15 protein-coding genes are annotated in these 15,474 nt (G+C 55.7%); 3 read left to right on the forward strand and 12 right to left on the reverse strand.

Features of this window, described 5'->3' with window-relative positions; all coding sequences use genetic code 11:
- Window positions 1–180 precede the first annotated feature (180 nt).
- Window positions 181–1,827, forward strand: a complete 1,647-nt coding sequence (locus ACT3RU_RS09700; RefSeq protein WP_193056566.1) for a bifunctional metallophosphatase/5'-nucleotidase — start codon at window positions 181–183, stop codon at window positions 1,825–1,827.
- A 77-nt stretch (window positions 1,828–1,904) separates the two neighbouring features.
- On the opposite strand, the gene ACT3RU_RS09705 is transcribed toward ACT3RU_RS09700, so the two are convergent.
- The 8 genes from ACT3RU_RS09705 to ugpB form a co-directional block, all read right to left on the reverse strand.
- Window positions 1,905–2,273, reverse strand: coding sequence for a DUF1428 domain-containing protein (locus ACT3RU_RS09705; protein ID WP_193053616.1), 369 nt, complete (start codon window positions 2,271–2,273; stop codon window positions 1,905–1,907).
- Complete coding sequence (locus tag ACT3RU_RS09710) at window positions 2,270–2,647, reverse strand: YciI family protein (RefSeq protein ID WP_193056565.1); 378 nt, start codon at window positions 2,645–2,647, stop codon at window positions 2,270–2,272. Before ACT3RU_RS09710 ends, ACT3RU_RS09705 begins: the two co-directional genes overlap by 4 nt.
- On the reverse strand, window positions 2,644–3,486 hold the full coding sequence (locus tag ACT3RU_RS09715; protein ID WP_193056564.1) for a YciI family protein: 843 nt from the start codon (window positions 3,484–3,486) through the stop codon (window positions 2,644–2,646). Before ACT3RU_RS09715 ends, ACT3RU_RS09710 begins: the two co-directional genes overlap by 4 nt.
- Window positions 3,487–3,591: 105 nt before the next feature.
- Window positions 3,592–4,809, reverse strand: a complete 1,218-nt coding sequence (locus tag ACT3RU_RS09720; RefSeq protein ID WP_483392663.1) for an RNA polymerase sigma factor — start codon at window positions 4,807–4,809, stop codon at window positions 3,592–3,594.
- 132 nt (window positions 4,810–4,941) lie between these two features.
- Window positions 4,942–5,997, reverse strand: a complete 1,056-nt coding sequence (locus tag ACT3RU_RS09725; RefSeq protein ID WP_483392664.1) for a sn-glycerol-3-phosphate import ATP-binding protein UgpC — start codon at window positions 5,995–5,997, stop codon at window positions 4,942–4,944.
- Between the two features lies 1 nt (window position 5,998).
- Entirely contained in the window at window positions 5,999–6,847 is an 849-nt protein-coding gene (gene ugpE, locus ACT3RU_RS09730) for a sn-glycerol-3-phosphate ABC transporter permease UgpE (RefSeq protein ID WP_193053613.1), read from the reverse strand.
- Window positions 6,848–6,865: 18 nt separating this feature from the next.
- The gene (gene ugpA / locus ACT3RU_RS09735) at window positions 6,866–7,750 is read right to left on the reverse strand and encodes a sn-glycerol-3-phosphate ABC transporter permease UgpA (protein WP_193053612.1); all 885 of its coding nucleotides are present in this window, start codon (window positions 7,748–7,750) and stop codon (window positions 6,866–6,868) included.
- Between the two features lie 161 nt (window positions 7,751–7,911).
- Window positions 7,912–9,240, reverse strand: coding sequence for a sn-glycerol-3-phosphate ABC transporter substrate-binding protein UgpB (ugpB, locus tag ACT3RU_RS09740; RefSeq protein WP_193053611.1), 1,329 nt, complete (start codon window positions 9,238–9,240; stop codon window positions 7,912–7,914).
- A gap of 218 nt (window positions 9,241–9,458) precedes the next feature.
- Here ugpB and argE point away from each other — a divergent pair, with 218 nt between their 5' ends.
- The gene (gene argE / locus ACT3RU_RS09745; protein ID WP_193053610.1) at window positions 9,459–10,625 is read left to right on the forward strand and encodes an acetylornithine deacetylase; all 1,167 of its coding nucleotides are present in this window, start codon (window positions 9,459–9,461) and stop codon (window positions 10,623–10,625) included.
- Between the two features lie 30 nt (window positions 10,626–10,655).
- On the opposite strand, the gene ACT3RU_RS09750 is transcribed toward argE, so the two are convergent.
- The 4 genes from ACT3RU_RS09750 to ACT3RU_RS09765 all read right to left on the reverse strand — a co-directional run bounded on the left by ACT3RU_RS09750 (window position 10,656) and on the right by ACT3RU_RS09765 (window position 14,422).
- Entirely contained in the window at window positions 10,656–12,170 is a 1,515-nt protein-coding gene (locus ACT3RU_RS09750) for a tripartite tricarboxylate transporter permease (protein ID WP_193053609.1), read from the reverse strand.
- A gap of 12 nt (window positions 12,171–12,182) precedes the next feature.
- Complete coding sequence (locus ACT3RU_RS09755; protein ID WP_193053608.1) at window positions 12,183–12,632, reverse strand: tripartite tricarboxylate transporter TctB family protein; 450 nt, start codon at window positions 12,630–12,632, stop codon at window positions 12,183–12,185.
- An 84-nt stretch (window positions 12,633–12,716) separates the two neighbouring features.
- On the reverse strand, window positions 12,717–13,682 hold the full coding sequence (locus tag ACT3RU_RS09760) for a tripartite tricarboxylate transporter substrate binding protein (RefSeq protein ID WP_193053607.1): 966 nt from the start codon (window positions 13,680–13,682) through the stop codon (window positions 12,717–12,719).
- 101 nt (window positions 13,683–13,783) lie between these two features.
- The gene (locus ACT3RU_RS09765) at window positions 13,784–14,422 is read right to left on the reverse strand and encodes a 4-carboxy-4-hydroxy-2-oxoadipate aldolase/oxaloacetate decarboxylase (RefSeq protein WP_193053606.1); all 639 of its coding nucleotides are present in this window, start codon (window positions 14,420–14,422) and stop codon (window positions 13,784–13,786) included.
- Between the two features lie 103 nt (window positions 14,423–14,525).
- On the opposite strand from ACT3RU_RS09765, the gene ACT3RU_RS09770 reads away from it, so the two are divergent.
- Window positions 14,526–15,428 (forward strand): LysR family transcriptional regulator, encoded by a 903-nt coding sequence (locus ACT3RU_RS09770; protein ID WP_193053605.1) that lies wholly within the window; start codon window positions 14,526–14,528, stop codon window positions 15,426–15,428.
- Window positions 15,429–15,474 lie beyond the last annotated feature (46 nt).

Raw genomic sequence — 15,474 nt, forward strand, 5'->3', positions numbered from 1 at the left:
AGGACTATTTAGTCTGCCTGTTGCCGTGAGCAAAATGAGGTAAAAGGCTATTTTTGTATCACTTAAGCTAAGGTAAATGAGTGCGCTGAAATGACATGCATAAGGACCGTCACCAATTTGTCAGGCTTTTAGGGCACGCTATCGTTTTGCTATAACGCTTATATAAAAGGAACCATACTGATGCGTCTTATTCCTCACAGTATTACGCTAGGGATAGCGGCGGGGCTGCTTACTACCTCGGCGTATGCTGCGCCCTATACGCTGACCATTTTTCATACCAATGACCTGCACGGACGTACCGACCACTACCCTCAGCTCATCACCACGCTGGACGAGGCGCGCGAGCGGTTCGGCGATGGCTTGCTGCTGTACGCTGGGGATATCTTTTCGGGTACGCTCTATTTCACCGAATACCAAGGGCAGGACGCCGTCGAGTTCATGAACCTGATGGGCTATGACGCGTTCGTGCCCGGTAACCATGAGTTCGACCTGGGCGATCCGGAAGAGGGCCATCAGGCTCTTGCGGCTTTCTTTACCGCCGCTGACTTCCCCATTGTGGGCGCGAATCTGGACTTCTCTACCTCGCCCGAGTTTGCCGATCTACTAGGCAATTCGATCAGCACTGGGCTCGAACATAAGCCTAAGCCTGGCCACCTTTACGATGGCATTGTGGTAGAGCAAGGTGGCGAGCGAATCGGCATCTTCGGGCTAAGCACGCAAGGCAGCGAGACCGTCTCCAGCCCCGGTAAGGTAACCATTAGCGATTATAGGGCGGCCGCTGAAGCGATGGTGGAAGCGTTTGAAGCCCAAGGGGTCAACAAGATCGTCGCGCTTACTCACCTAGGTTACGACAGCGACCCGAGTATGGGCAATGACCTGCTGCTCGCCCAGCATGTGGAAGGAGTGGACGTGATCATCGGCGGGCACAGCCATACTCACTTGCAAGCCCCTGTTATGCTAACCGAAAACGACCGGGGCGAGCCGATAGCGCCCACCGTGATTGGTCAGGCAGGCGAGTACGGTCAGCACCTGGGCGTCATGCAGGTAACGTTCGATGATAATGGCAACGTACTGGAGGCTAACGGGGAGCTGCTTGCCACCGCAGAGCGCGAGCCAGACGCCGAAGCTGCCGCCCTCTTGGCGCCGTATACCGCGAAAATTGAGGAGGTACGCGATACGCTGGTGGGCGCTCGGGTGGTTTCAGCCCTGCCTAACCCCCGCCACGGCAAGGGTGATGAACAGAGCGTGCGTGCCGATGAAACGGCGCTGGGAAATCTGATTGCCGATGGTCAGCTTGTTGCTGCCCGCCGGGTGAACCCGGGAACCGTGCTGGCCATTCAAAATAGCGGCGGTATTCGTGAGCCCATCGCCCAGGGTGATGTGAGTGTGGGTGAGCTGGTTGCCGTGCAGCCGTTTGGCAATCGCCTGGCGCTGGTGAGCGTGACGGGCGCGGAGCTTTTGGAAACGTTCGAGATTGGACTGGCAAATGCCCCGGATGAAAACGGCGGTTTCCTGCAGGTGTCGAACGGTACCGAGTTGGTATATGACAGTCGCCAACCCGTTGGTGAGCGCGTTGTAAGCCTGAAGGTGACGCAGAATGGCATGTTGCAGCCGGTAGACCCTGAAAGTACCTACACCATCGCCACCAACCATTTTACCGCAGCTGGTGGCGACAGCCATACCGCGTTAGAAGCCGCCTATGAGGATGAGCGCAGCACCATTGTTGGCAATACCGACTGGGAAATGTTGCGTGACTATATGGTTTCGTTAGGTGGCGTGGATTATCAGGTCGAAGGGCGCATCACTGACCAGGCTCGCCAGCATTAAACGTGGATGACGGGCCGTCCGGACGTTACGCAGAGGCGGCCCTTATTCAGAGTCATGAAAGCCAGGCAGAAGCTTGGTCACTCATCGATAAGCGTGGCAAAACTACCGAATATCGCCCGCTTGCCATCAAACGGCATTGGATTGATATCCGGCTGTAAGCGCGGGTCCTTCATGACCTTGGGCATCGCCTCATCATGCACGGCGCGGGATGGCCATTCGATCCACGAAAAGATAATGGTTTCATTATCCTTGCGCTGAACAGCCATGGAGTAAGAGGTGATTTCCCCTTCGGGGACATCCTCGCCCCAGCACTCGACTACCCGCAGCGCGCCATGCTCTTTGAAAACTTCGGCAGCAACACGGGCGTGCTCGATGAATATTTCTTTATTAGCCGTGGGCACGGCCGCGACGAAACCATCAATATAGCGTTGAGTGGTGGTGCTCATGATGCTTCTCCAGTCTGGGCTTTGGGCGGGAGTTCTCGAATGGGGCGTACTTCAATGCTGCCGAGTCTCGCGGGTGGAATGCGGCTGGCTAGCTGTAGGGCCTCGTTTAAATCACGCGCTTCGAGCAGGTAAAAACCGGCCAGCTGTTCTTTGGTTTCCGCAAACGGGCCGTCGGTAATCACTGTCTCGCCATTGCGTACACGCACCGTGGTAGCAGTGTCTATTGGCTGCAGCGCTTCACCGGCTAGGTAATTTCCTTGAGCACTCAATCGCTCTACCCCCGCGATGCACTCCTGATTAAGGTCATGCCACGCCTGGTCGCTCATGGCACTAATAAGTTGTTCCTGGTAGTACACTAAGGCCGCATATTTCATGGCGTTTCTCCTTCAGTAGAAAGGCAACTATCCGCCGACACATTGATCATCCACTGCACGCCAAAGCGGTCAGTGGCCATGCCAAACCCTGCAGACCAGAATGTTGGTTCAAAAGGCATGATCACCTCTCCGCCTTCGGCAAGCCGTGTAAAGGTTAGGGAGGCTTGCTCGATCTCCTGATACTCCAGCTGAATCTGCACGCCTTGTGGTGGCATGTACTGTTCAGGCGCCATGTCGGCGCCCATCAAGCGACGACCGCGTAGGTTCAGCGAGGCGTGGATGATGCGGTCATGCAGTGAAGGGGGGACATGTTCCGCTGCTGGGGTTTCTGCGTAAGTCAGCAAGCACTCTATGTGGCCGCCGAGCACGTCGGCATAGAACTGCATGGCTTCCCGGCAGGTGCCAGGAAAGGCGACATACACATTCATGGCATCCGGTACGCGAGCATGGTCGTGATGCTTATCCAGGCCTGCGCCGGGCTCAAACTCCTCAAGTGTAAAGTAGCGCCTTAGCTCAAGGAGTACGTTGCCGTCGGCATCCAGCGTTGGCCACTGTTGTGCCCACTCCAAAGCGACGTCAAGTGAAGGTGTCTCCAGCACGCTATAACCAGCGATACGCTCACTGGCAGGAGCCAGAGGGCCGGGGAGGATAGTGGGAGTGCCGTTATTGAACTGGATCAGGCAGCCATCGCTTGTTGGATGTAAGCCGTTGCCGCTTACGAGTACACCGGCTTGCATCATGCGCTCGTTGTAATCAGCCATGGCGGCAAGCATTTCCTGGGATGGCATAACGCCATTTTCGGTGGCCGCATCGGCACGCCGTATCAGCATGAATTTCATTGAGAGTCTCTTTTATTGTGGTGGATACTCTCTAGACGTCTGGCGTGTTCGCAAATCGACAGGCCTGCAGATTATTTTTTTATAACGATGTTTTTATAGCGATGCTTAAAGTTCGGTCAATCTGTCGAGCAAAAAGCGTTTTTCTGGATACTGAGAGGTTAATGTCAGGGCCTTTTGGTAGGCATCGCGCGCGGCGTCATTGTTGCCCTGTCGACGTAGCAAATCCGCCTGTGCCGCATACAATAAATAGTAGCGAGAGAGTTGAGGATGATGAGATAGCTCATCAAGCAGGCTCAATCCGGTTGCTGGGGAATCATGCATGGCAACGGCCACCGCGCGATTCAAGGTCAGGACAGGCGATGGGTAATGGCGGCATAAAGCGTCATACAGCCTAACAATTCGTGCCCAGTCGGTTTGCCCAGGGTCATGGGCTTGGGCGTGTACGGCGGCAATTGAGGCTTGGAGGGTATAAAAACCAACAGGGGTAAGGGCGAGTGCCTGTTCGAGCCACTCAATACCTGTGTGAATTTCCTTCTGGTGCCATAAGCGCCTGTTTTGCGCTTCCAGTGTGACCAGGCCGCCTTGTTGATCCTGGCGGGCATCCCGGCGGGCGTTAGTAAGCAGCATGAGTGCCAGTAGCCCAAACACTTCACCCTGGGGTAGCAACGCTGCCAGTTCCTCGCCAAGACGTAGCGCCTCGCGGGTCAGGCTGATATCGACCACCGCCGTGCCGCTACTGCTTGAATAACCTTCATTGAAAACCAGGTAAATAATCTGGAGTACGTCCGGCAAACGCTCGGGCAATGCCTCCGGCGCAGGTACCGCATAGGGAATATGCGCATCGCGAATCTTGCGTTTTGCCCGTACGATGCGCTGTGCCACGGTTGAAGGTTTCATCAGTAGGGCACGGGCGACTTGTTCGGTGGTTAGCCCGCACATCTCTCGTAGTGTTAGCGCAAGGCGTGCTTCTATGCTTAAGCTTGGGTGGCAGCAGGTAAACAGCAGCCGCAGTGAGTCATCTGCGATAGCGACATCGTCGAATTCCCAGGTTTCTTCCATCGGTAATAGCAAATGTGCCCGGCGTCGTGCTGTACTGCGTCGACGAATTTGATCGATTCCGCAGTAATAGCCGGTGCGGATCAGCCACGCCTGAGGGTTATCGGGGGCGCCTTTGGCAGGCCACTGTTGAGCTGCGGCGACAAAGGCATCTTGCATGGCTTCCTCGGCAAGCTCGAAGTCTCCCAGCAGACGGATCAGGGTGGCCTGAACACGTCTGGCATGAGTACGGTAAAGGGCATCGAGTAAGGAGGGTTTAGGACGCATGGTAGAAGACCCATTCGCATCTATAGGGGCGCCAAAGTGGATAATAGTCAATAATGCTTTCTCAAACCTAGCCTATAGCGCCCCTTTTTACTTGCTCTTTTTCTACTGGCTGTTGTTTTCGTAAAAGGCGAGTCAATCCCCCGCGCGCTGGCCGGTTACACTGTTAAACGGGTGCAGCGCTTCGCGGGTGACATAGAAGCGTAGCGTTTCGCCTTCGTTGACCGGCGGCTGGCCACTCACCCGAATCACAGTGGGCTGGTCGCTGTCGGCGAGCCGCACGTAAAGGTGGCTTTCGGCGCCGGCGGCTTCAAAAAGCTCAAGCGTGGAGTCGACCACCAGGTGGGGGGCATTGGGTGGCGATAGGCGCATATCGTCCGGGCGAATGCCGACTGTGTCGGTCTCGGCGGGAAGATCGTCTAGCAGGTCATGGGTGCCGCGCGTTTGCAGGTACTCAAGCGGCACCATGTTCATCGCAGGCGAGCCGATAAACCCTGCCACGAACATCGACGCAGGGCGCGCGTAGATCTCCATGGGCGTGCCTACCTGCTCGATTTTGCCAGCGCTAAGCACCACTAAGCGATCGCCCAGCGTCATCGCTTCTAACTGGTCGTGGGTTACGTAGAGGCTGGTAGTCTTCAAGCGCCGCTGAAGCTGCTTGATCTCCACCCGCATCTGCACACGCAGCTTGGCATCCAGGTTAGAGAGCGGTTCGTCGAACAAGAAGGCCGCGGGCTCGCGCACCAATGCCCGGCCCATGGCGACGCGCTGGCGCTGACCGCCGGAGAGCTTGCGCGGCTTGCGCGCAAGAAATTCTTCGATTTCAAGCATTTTGGCCGCTTTACGTACCCGCTCTTCGATCTCGGGTTTTTTAAAGCCGCGGTTTTTCAACCCGTAAGCGAGGTTGTTGTACACCGTCATGTGCGGATAGAGCGCGTAGTTTTGGAATACCATGGCGATATCGCGCTCGGCGGGTTCGAGACTGTTGACCACCCGATCACCAATCTTGAGCGTGCCGTCGGTAATCGTTTCAAGCCCGGCCACCATACGTAACAGCGTGGATTTACCGCAGCCCGAAGGCCCTACCAGCACCACAAACTCACCGTCTTCAATCGCAAGATCGACGCCTTTCACTGCCTGAACATCGCCAGCGTAGGTCTTTCTAAGCCCTTCCAAGGTAATACTGGCCATCTTATTTCTCCGTCTCGGTCAGGCCTTTCACAAACAGTTTTTGCATAAACAGCACCACTAATACCGGCGGCAGCATGGCAAGCGTGACGGTCGCCATAATGAGGTTCCAGGCGGGTACGCGGTCGGACGAGGCCATCAGGCGCTTGATGCCCAGCACGATGGTGTAGAAGTCTTCGTCGGTGGTGACCAGCAGTGGCCACAGGTACTGCACCCAGCCGTAAATAAACATGATCACGAAGAGAGCGGCGATATTGGTGATCGATACCGGCAGCAGTATGTCCTTGAAGAACTTCATCGGCCCGGCGCCATCCACTCGGCTGGCCTCCATCAGCTCTTCCGGCACGGTCATGAAGAACTGGCGGAACAGGAAGGTCGCAGTAGCAGAGGCAATCAGTGGCAGGGTTAAGCCCGCATAGGAGTTCAGCATGCCGAGATCTGCCACAACGGCGTAGGTGGGGATGATGCGCACTTCGACCGGCAGCATCAGCGTGATAAAAATGATCCAGAACGCCAGCATGCGAAACGGAAAGCGGAAATAGACAATCGCAAAAGCGGAAAGAATCGAAATGGCGATCTTGCCGATCGCGATTGTCAGCGCCATGATCAGCGAGTTACCCAGCATCAGCCAGACCGGCGGCGTGCCGCCTACCTGCCAACCGGAACTGAGCATCTGCCGGTAGGATGCAAACATGTTGTCGCCGGGAAGCAGCGGCAACACCCCACGCACGAAGGCGCTGGATTCGTGGGTCGAGGCGATAAAGGCCACGTATACCGGGAACGCCACGACCAATACGCCTGCAATGAGCACCAGGTGGGTCAGAATATTTAGAAAGGGTCTGTTTTCAACCATGTTTACTTCCTTAACGCACTAGTAGTTGACCCGGCGTTCCACGTATCGGAACTGGATAAACGTCAAGATAATCACGATGCCCATCAGCATGACCGACTGGGCGGATGAGGAGCCTATATTCAGCCCCGCTACGCCATCGGTGTAGACCTTGTAGACCAATGTCATGGTGGCTTGGCCAGGCCCGCCAGCGGTGGTGGCATCGATCACCCCGAAGGTGTCGAACATCACGTAGTTGATGTTGATGATCAGCAGGAAGAAGGTGGTGGGCGATAGAAGCGGGAGCACGATGGTCCAGAAGCGCTTGAAGGGGCCCGCACCATCAATGGCCGCTGCCTCCATGAGTGACTGCGGCACAGATTGCAGCCCTGCCAGGAAAAACAGGAAGTTATAGGAGATCTGCTTCCAAGCGGCGGCAATGGTGATCAAAATCATTGCTTGAGAGCCCGAAACGCGGTGATTCCAGCTGATACCGAACCAGTCGAGCAGATGCGGCAGGAGGCCGATGGTGGGGTTGAACAGAAACCACCATAATACACCTGCTACCACTGGGGCGACGGCGTAGGGCCATACCAGAAGCGTGGTGTAGAACTTGGCGCTCTTCAGCACACGGTTGACGCAAACGGCCAGTAAAAGCGCCAGGCTCATGGAAAGCACCGTCACCGAGACGGAAAAAATCGCGGTGCGCCCCAGCGCGTTCAGGTAGCTGGGGTCGGCCAGAACGCGTGCATAGTTCTCCAGACCGACAAACGTTGTTTTAAAGCCGAATGCATCGGTGCGCTCGAAGCTCGATTTAACCGCCTGGCTTGCCGGCCAGATAAAAAACACCAGCGTAATCGCCAACTGCGGCGCTAACAGTAAGAAAGGGAGCCACCGGTTTTGATAGGTGGAACGTTTGGTCTGCATGACACATCCTGTCGTACGGGCGTTGGTGCGGCTGGCTGCTGTGCTCAGCTGCCAGGAAGTAAGCCATCCCATAGGCCCCGGTGACTTGGGCGTATGGGATGGCTCCTATAACAAACCCCGGCTATAAAAGCCGGGGTTTGTTGACAAGTAATGCGAAGTGCTTAGTTATTGGCTGCCTCAAAGTCGCGCAGGATCTGGTTGCCGCGGCTTGCCGCATCATCCAGCGCTTGCTGACCGCTCTTGTCGCCGGCTAGTACGGCCTGGAACTCTTCGTCCAGAACCATGCGCACTTGGGGGTAGTTGCCAAAGCGCAGGCCTTTGGAGTTCTCTGTCGGCTCGTTTAAGTTGATCTGCTCGATGGCGATATCCGCACCTGGGTTTTCGTCGTAGTAACCCTGCTCTTGGCTCAGCTCATAAGCGGCGGTGGTAATCGGCAGGTAGCCGGTGCCCTGGTGCCACTCGGCCTGAATCTCAGGCAAGGAGAGGTACTCAAGGAATTCAGCAACGCCGGTGTACTCGTCGTCTTCGTGGCCAGAAAGCACCCACAGAGTCGCGCCGCCGATGATCGAGTTTTGCGGTGCGCCGTCTACGTCGTCGTAGTAGGGCAGCATGCCAAAACCTACGTCGAAGTCGGAGTTAGCCAACACATCGGCGCGTGATGCTGACGAGTTCATGTACATCGCGCAGTCGCTGGAATAGAACGAGGGTGCCGCGTCCGGGCCGTTTGCTGGGCCTGCGTAGCTGTAGACGCCGCTATCCGACCACTCTTTCAACTGATCCCAAAAGCGCGCCTGTACGTCGCCGTTAAAGGCAAACTCGGTGTCCAGACCGCCGAAGCCGTTTTCCTGGGTGCCGATGGATTGATTGTGCAGTGCTGAGAAGTTCTCAAGGCCGACCCAGTTAGCCGCATAGGCCATGGTGAAACCGCAAGAGGCCGCGCCTTCATCGACGATTTGCTGACCCATCTCACCCATCTCAGCCCACGTAGTAGGCGGTGATTCAGGGTCGAGGCCAGCCGCTTCAAAAATGGTTTTGTTGTAGTAAAGAATCGGTGTGGACGAGTTGAACGGCATGGAGAGCATGTTGCCGTTGGTGTCGGTGTAGTAACCGGTTACCACGGGCAGATAATCAGCCGGATCAAAGGTGTTGCCGTGCTCTTCCATCAGCTCAAACACCGGATAGATAGCGCCCTGGGCGGCCATCATGGTGCCGGTGCCCACTTCGTAAATTTGTACGATGTGGGGCTGCTCGCCTGCGCGGAAGGCAGCAATGGTGTTCACCATGGTTTGTTCGTATTCGCCCCGGTAGGAAGGCGTGACACGGTACTCATCCTGGGTGGCGTTGAAGTCTTCGGCAAGCGCGCTCAAGCGCTCGCCCAGCTCGCCGCCCATGGAGTGCCACCAGGTGATCTCGGTAGCGGCGTGGGCAGAAACACTCAGAGTGGCCGCGGCAATACCGGCAGATAACGCGCGTAACATAAAACGAGACATGTAAGCTCCTTTTGGGCCTGGCGAGAGCCAGGTGGCACAATGCGTTTTTAAGATTTGTGGGTGCACTGAACATTAGTGAGTGTAGATGACATTTTGATGAATGCTAACTGGACCAAGGTTTTATAAAAGCTTTGGGTTTTATCCAAGGGCATTGGTAGTAGGCGCTCTGCGAGGGCGATGATAGGGTTGAGACAATGTGCATAACTAATGAGAGTCGTATGAGTGACGCAATAGCGCTATTAACCAAACTGGTCTCTTTCGATACTACCTCCCGTGGCTCTAACCTGGCGCTGATCGAATTTGTCGAAGCTTATCTTGAAGAGTACGGCGCCGCCTCCGAACGGGTGATGAGCCCCTGCGGCACCAAGGCGAACTTGATTGCCCGTATAGGCCCTGATGCGCCGGGTGGGGTGATGCTCTCTGGCCATACCGATGTGGTGCCGGTGGAAGGCCAGCCCTGGTCGACGGATCCTTTCGCCCTGCATGACGGCCAGGACGGTAAGCTTTACGGCCGTGGCACCTGTGATATGAAAGGCTTCATTGCCTGCGCTCTTGCCATGGTGCCCACGTGGGTGAAAACGCCTTTGCAGCAGCCGATCTATTTTGGTTTTTCCTATGACGAGGAGGTTGGCTGTGTCGGTGCGCCTGCGCTGATCAAACGGTTCTACGAGCACTACTCAACCACCGCGCACGTCATTGTTGGTGAGCCGACCAGCATGCAGCCCGTCGTGGCCCAGAAGGGCGCCACTAATCTGCGCACCACCGTCGTAGGGCGCGAAGCGCACAGCAGTCAGGTGAACCAGGGCACTTCGGCCATTCATGTGGCAGCGCGACTGGTCACCTTCATCGAAGACACCATGGCGGCGTTGGTGGAGGAGGGCAAAGTGGATGAGGCGTTCAACGTACCCCACACCAGCCTCCACGTGGGCAAGATCAAGGGCGGTACGGCCATCAATATCATGGCGCGAGAGTGCCAGTTTGAGTGGGAAATACGCCACCTGCCCACCGAGACGTTTGATGAGGTGTTTGCGCGTTTTGAAGCGTATGCCGATACGTTAAGTGCCGAGCTAAGGGCGCGTGGCAAGGACGTACAGATTACGACCGAACCGCTGAATGTAACGGTGCCAGGCCTTGCCGACCGAGATAACCACGCTGTACTGCGCTTGGCCAAGGACCACCTGCCAGGTAAGTGCTGCAACCACGCAGTGGCCTACGCCACCGAGGCGGGGCAATTTCAAGGCCAAGGGTTACAAACGATTATTCTGGGTCCGGGCAGTATCGCTCAAGCGCATCAGCCGGATGAATATATTGAGAAAAGCGAACTTGAGGCGTGCCTGGCGTTTATGGGCTGTTTGGGGAAGGCGCTGGAGCAGCCATGGCGATGACCCGCCATGGCTGCTGTTGAGCGGTTCGCGCTAGACCTCCTGCTGAGCCTTGTACCGCTTCCAGCGCAGGATGAGGGGAGAGATCAGGGCCAGCAGGATCAACCCCATGAGGAGCAGTGAAAATGGCCGATCAAAATAGTAGCTCAGCATGTTGCCTTTCGACATGACCAGCGATTGACGGAAACCGATCTCGGCCATCGCACCTAGAATCATGGCCAGCACAATGGCGGCGGTCGGGAAGCCGGTCTTTCTCATCAGGTAGCCCAGCAGTCCAAACGCGGCCATGACATAAACATCGAACATGCTGTTGTTGATGGTGTAGGAACCCACGACCGACAGAATCACGATGATCGGCGCAAGGATAGCAAAAGGTACCGTCGCTACCTTGACAACCTGCTTTGCCAACGCCAAGCCGACGATACCCATCAATATATTAGCCAGCAGCAGTCCAACGATAATGGCATAGACGATATGCGCATTGACGCTGAACAGCTCGTGCCCGGGTTGCAAGCCATGAATGTACAGGCCGCCCAGCATGACGGCAGTCGCCGCGCTGCCTGGGATACCCAACGTAAGTAAGGGAATCATGGCGCCGCCGGTCACGGCGTTATTGGCTGTTTCCGCTGCTGCCAACCCCTCGATTTCGCCCTTGCCAAAACGATCCGGCTGTTTGGCATTGCGCTTGGCTTCGTTGTACGCCACCCATGAGGCGACGTCGCCGCCTGCGCCCGGTAAGGCGCCCACCACTACGCCAATGACCGAAGAGCGTGAAATCGTGCGCCTCAGTTTTCTCCACTCTACTCGGCTGGGGAAGAGCTGCCCGCTCAACGTGGGGGCTTGGGAGCTAGGGGCGTGGGTACTGTGCAGCTTCTCCGACTGAATCATAACCTGCGAGATAGAGAAGAGGCCGATCATGGCGGGAATCAACGAAATTCCACTCTCCAGCTCAGCCACGCCAAAGGTGAAGCGCGGGTAGGCGGTCATGACATCGACCCCTACTAAACTGATCAATAGACCCAGCAGCCCGGCAGAGAGGCCTTTCACTAGAGCATCGCTCGAGAGGCTACCAATAATGGTCAAGCCGAATATAGCGATTAGAAAATATTCCGGTGCGCTGAAACGCAGCGAAATTTGTGCCAAAGGAGGCGCGAGTAATAGCAGGGCCACCACGCTCACTAGGCCGCCGATGACGGAGCAGAGCGTGGATGTTCCCAGTGCCTTGAGCCCTTCGCCATGCAGCGTCATTTGATAGCCATCGACTGCCGTCGCGGCTGATGCCGGAGTGCCCGGCGTATGAATCAGGATCGCCGTAATGGATCCCCCGTATACGGCCGACGCATAAATGGCTGCAAGCAATACCATCGCCGCTACGGGTTGCATTCCAAACGTTACTGGAATTAACAGGGCAATGCCCATGGTGGCACTCAGTCCTGGCAGCGCGCCCAGGAAAATGCCCCCCAGGACCCCAATGACCAGCATGAGGAGAACATCTGGAGAGGTAAGCTGGGAGAGCACCGACAATAGCAGGGTCGTATCAATAGTCATGATCCCTCTCCTCTATAAAAGTAGTCCGGTAGGCAGCGAGATACGAAGCTGCCAGACGAACAGTAAATAGACAAAAGTATTCATCAGCACGAGGACGAATAACATTTGGACATACGACTTGAGGCCAAAGTAAAACATGAAAAAAATGGCGGCGAGGGAGCTGGCCGTAAAGAAGCCAAGTACGCTGATGAGCGCTAAATAGATACACAGGGCGGTAAACGTCACGGCAGGACCGCGCACATGGGTGAAAATGGGCGCGGAGTTGACGTTTGCCTTTAGGGGGCCCCGTGTCTTGGAGATGCCCGAGGCGAGGATCAGTAGCGAAAACAGGCCTAAAACGGAAAGAATGAGTTTGGGGAACACCGCTGGGTCAGCGGGCATCATCACTGTGAGACTATAAAACACGATCGTGAACAGCAGCATGGCTAACCCAATAGCCACGTCCATATGGAGCGTTTTCATAAAACCACCAATTTATTCTTGTAGAGAACGGCGTGAGATGGGGCTGGCCGTGAAGTGGGAAACTGCCGCGGCCAGGGACTCGGACTACCAGCCGAGCAGGCCTTCGAGTGCGCGAACGCTCTCCTCCTCTTCCTCCAGCATCTCTCGGTAGGCCTCTCCAGTGCGGATATCGACCATCAGGCCCATCTCTTCCATCTTGGCCATGTGCTCAGGGTCCTGCATGCCGCGAACGAATGCTGCCTCCAGCAGCTCGCGCTGAGCAGGGTCGATCCCTTTTGGTGCTGCGATACCTCGTGCCGACCAAGAGATCACGCCTGAATAGCCAAGCTCCTCAAGAGTGGGAACGTCGGGAATGAACGCCGAACGTTCCGGCGCCATGATCGCAATGATGTTCAGGTCACCGTTGCGATGCGCCATGTTGGTATCGCCCACATTGGAGAAGTTGACATCGACGTGACCTCCCTGAATGGCGGCACGTTGTTCTGCGGTGCCGGTGGTATGTACAGGCACGAATTGCGTATCGTAGTGGCGGTTCATCTTCAACATGGCGATATGATCATCACCATTTGCCCCCGTGGTGGATGCTGTCAATATGTTTGACTGAGCATACTCCACCAGCTCGTCGATATTGCTGAAGCGTGTCTCGTTTTTATTGATCGAAATAACACCGTAGTCCGTGACATGGTTGGCAATGAACTCGAAGTCATCCAGGTCGACATTACGGCGATATTGGGGGTCCAAGTAGCCCGTGATCAAGTTGGGTGTGTTGATGTATCCCAGGGTGTAGCCGTCACTGGGTGAATTGAGCAGTTGCGTCCAACCTACCCAGCCACCGCCGCCTGGACGGTTGATGATATTGAGTGGTACGCCAAGCTCGCGCTCGACGCCCGGAAACAGGATACGTGCGCCCACGTCCGTATTACCTCCGGCGCCGAAGGATATGAGCGCCGAAATGGGCCTTTCTGGATAGGTATCCGCTGCCGCAGGGGCGGCGAACATCATGGGCAGTGAAAGGCAGGAGAGTATGCTGATGGTTGTTATCGTTTTCATGTTTAACCTCTTTCTTTATATCTGTCGTATAGATTTATAGTTATGGATGCGTGGCTGGCGTCTAATGGCCATGGTCTGAAAAGACATAGTTTTCGCCGGCTTCAGACCAGGTCGAGGCGCTGCAAGGTATCCTTCAGGCCGAGCAGATCGACTGTGTTGCGCCCTTTCTTGATCTCTTCTCGGTATGAGGCTTCAGTGCTTTCGCGCTCTACAGTGGCTTCTAGCACCGCAGCGAGATTCTGCTGCGGAACCGCCACGACACCGTCCTCGTCTCCAAACACATAGTCCCCTGAGTGAATGACCGTGTCCCCGATGCAAATAGGAACATTGATTCTGCCCGGCTGCTTCTTGGCGGTGCCTTTGATGCTCAAGCCGCGGCAGAAGACAGGGAAGCCCAGCGTTTTTATCACTTGGGCATCCCTGACCGAACCGTTGATGATGAGACCCGAAACGCCTTTGCTGATCGCCTGCTCGGTGAGAATATCCCCCCAAGGACCCGCTTCGATGAAGCGCTTGGCATCGACCACCAGTACATCACCCGGCTGAATATGCAGTAAGGCGTAATGCAGCATGAGATTGTCGCTTGGGCGTATATCGACCGTGAACGCGGGCCCAGAAAGGCGCATGGAGGAGCAGAGAGGCTTGATACCGCTGTCGAGTGCGCCGACAGCACCTTGCGCTTCATAGATAGAGGCGCTACTGAACTGACTGAGTTGTGAAGCGAGATGCTTATTTATCATTATTGTGTTCCTAGGTTGACAACAATTTCACTATTGTCTATTGATTGTCTATAATCGATTATCTTTAATCAATCAGCGAATAGCGCACATAAGTCCAAAAAAAATGAATTTACGACAGATACGTTATTTCTGCGAAGTGGTCGATGCCGGTGGCGGAAGTGCGGCTGCCAAGCGGCTTTTTGTGGCGCCGACTGCTATCAGTGCGCAGGTCGCGCTGCTGGAACAAGTCTTGGGTGGGGAGCTCTTTGATCGCGCAACGCGGCCGATGAAGCTCACTTCGCTGGGAAAGTTCGTCTATCCCCGTGCAAAAGAGCTATTGGCTCAGGCTTCACGGTTGGAGCAAGAGGCTAGGCAAGTGGCTAATGGGAGCGGTGGATGGTTGGGAGTGGGTTTCATCCGCTCAACGCTTTTTTCATTATTGCCCAGCGTGATCAAGAGTTACCGTGAGGAGCATCCAGAGGTTCATCTGGATCTTGTTGAAGTACTGTCGGAATATCAGGAAGAGCGATTAAGGCAGCACCGCATCGATGTCGGTGTCTCGCGATTCATCGGCACCTTCGAGCGGCAGGCGGACATGCAGTACGAGGTTATCATCAATGACCCTTTCTGGGTCGCCTTGCCCATCGATCATCCGCTGGCCAAGCGCGACAGCTTTTCCATCCGCGATTTCGAGCAATTACCCTTCATTCTCTATCCGAAAGATAAACGTAGCCCTTTCGGTCAAAAGATGCTGACGTATCTCGACGAAAGAGGCGTGCGCCCAGCGGTCATCCATGACGCGATTGAAATACACACGGCGTTGGCTCTGGTGGGAGCAGGGTTGGGAGTCACGTTAGTGAGCGGTTCGATTACGACCAATAACCGAAGAGATGTCGTGTTTCTACCTGTCAATGACATTGACATCAGTACCATGCTGGTGGCGGTGAGCCGAAAGGGGGAGGCGAATCCGCTGCTGGAGGGGTTCATTCGGATGTTGATCAGCAAGGCTGACGAAGCAATAAAGTGATCCTACAAGAAACTTCCCACCCCGTTGCGGAGTGGAAAGTCGAGAC

Origin of the sequence: Halomonas sp. TP35, from assembly GCF_052375975.1 — a bacterium.
GTDB lineage: Bacteria > Pseudomonadota > Gammaproteobacteria > Pseudomonadales > Halomonadaceae > Vreelandella > Vreelandella citrativorans.

Excerpts from the sequence above, each read along its gene's own strand:
- ACT3RU_RS09760 (WP_193053607.1), bottom strand. The coding sequence starts at position 13,682 with ATGAAAACGATAACAACCATCAGCATACTCTCCTGCCTTTCACTGCCC.
- ugpE (WP_193053613.1), bottom strand. The coding sequence starts at position 6,847 with ATGGTTGAAAACAGACCCTTTCTAAATATTCTGACCCACCTGGTGCTC.
- ACT3RU_RS09750 (WP_193053609.1), bottom strand. The coding sequence starts at position 12,170 with ATGACTATTGATACGACCCTGCTATTGTCGGTGCTCTCCCAGCTTACC.
- ACT3RU_RS09755 (WP_193053608.1), bottom strand. The coding sequence starts at position 12,632 with ATGAAAACGCTCCATATGGACGTGGCTATTGGGTTAGCCATGCTGCTG.
- ACT3RU_RS09705 (WP_193053616.1), bottom strand. The coding sequence starts at position 2,273 with ATGAGCACCACCACTCAACGCTATATTGATGGTTTCGTCGCGGCCGTG.
- ACT3RU_RS09770 (WP_193053605.1), top strand. The coding sequence starts at position 14,526 with ATGAATTTACGACAGATACGTTATTTCTGCGAAGTGGTCGATGCCGGT.
- ACT3RU_RS09700 (WP_193056566.1), top strand. The coding sequence starts at position 181 with ATGCGTCTTATTCCTCACAGTATTACGCTAGGGATAGCGGCGGGGCTG.
- ACT3RU_RS09710 (WP_193056565.1), bottom strand. The coding sequence starts at position 2,647 with ATGAAATATGCGGCCTTAGTGTACTACCAGGAACAACTTATTAGTGCC.
- ACT3RU_RS09725 (WP_483392664.1), bottom strand. The coding sequence starts at position 5,997 with ATGGCCAGTATTACCTTGGAAGGGCTTAGAAAGACCTACGCTGGCGAT.
- ACT3RU_RS09715 (WP_193056564.1), bottom strand. The coding sequence starts at position 3,486 with ATGAAATTCATGCTGATACGGCGTGCCGATGCGGCCACCGAAAATGGC.
- ACT3RU_RS09720 (WP_483392663.1), bottom strand. The coding sequence starts at position 4,809 with ATGCGTCCTAAACCCTCCTTACTCGATGCCCTTTACCGTACTCATGCC.
- ACT3RU_RS09765 (WP_193053606.1), bottom strand. The coding sequence starts at position 14,422 with ATGATAAATAAGCATCTCGCTTCACAACTCAGTCAGTTCAGTAGCGCC.
- ugpA (WP_193053612.1), bottom strand. The coding sequence starts at position 7,750 with ATGCAGACCAAACGTTCCACCTATCAAAACCGGTGGCTCCCTTTCTTA.
- ugpB (WP_193053611.1), bottom strand. The coding sequence starts at position 9,240 with ATGTCTCGTTTTATGTTACGCGCGTTATCTGCCGGTATTGCCGCGGCC.
- argE (WP_193053610.1), top strand. The coding sequence starts at position 9,459 with ATGAGTGACGCAATAGCGCTATTAACCAAACTGGTCTCTTTCGATACT.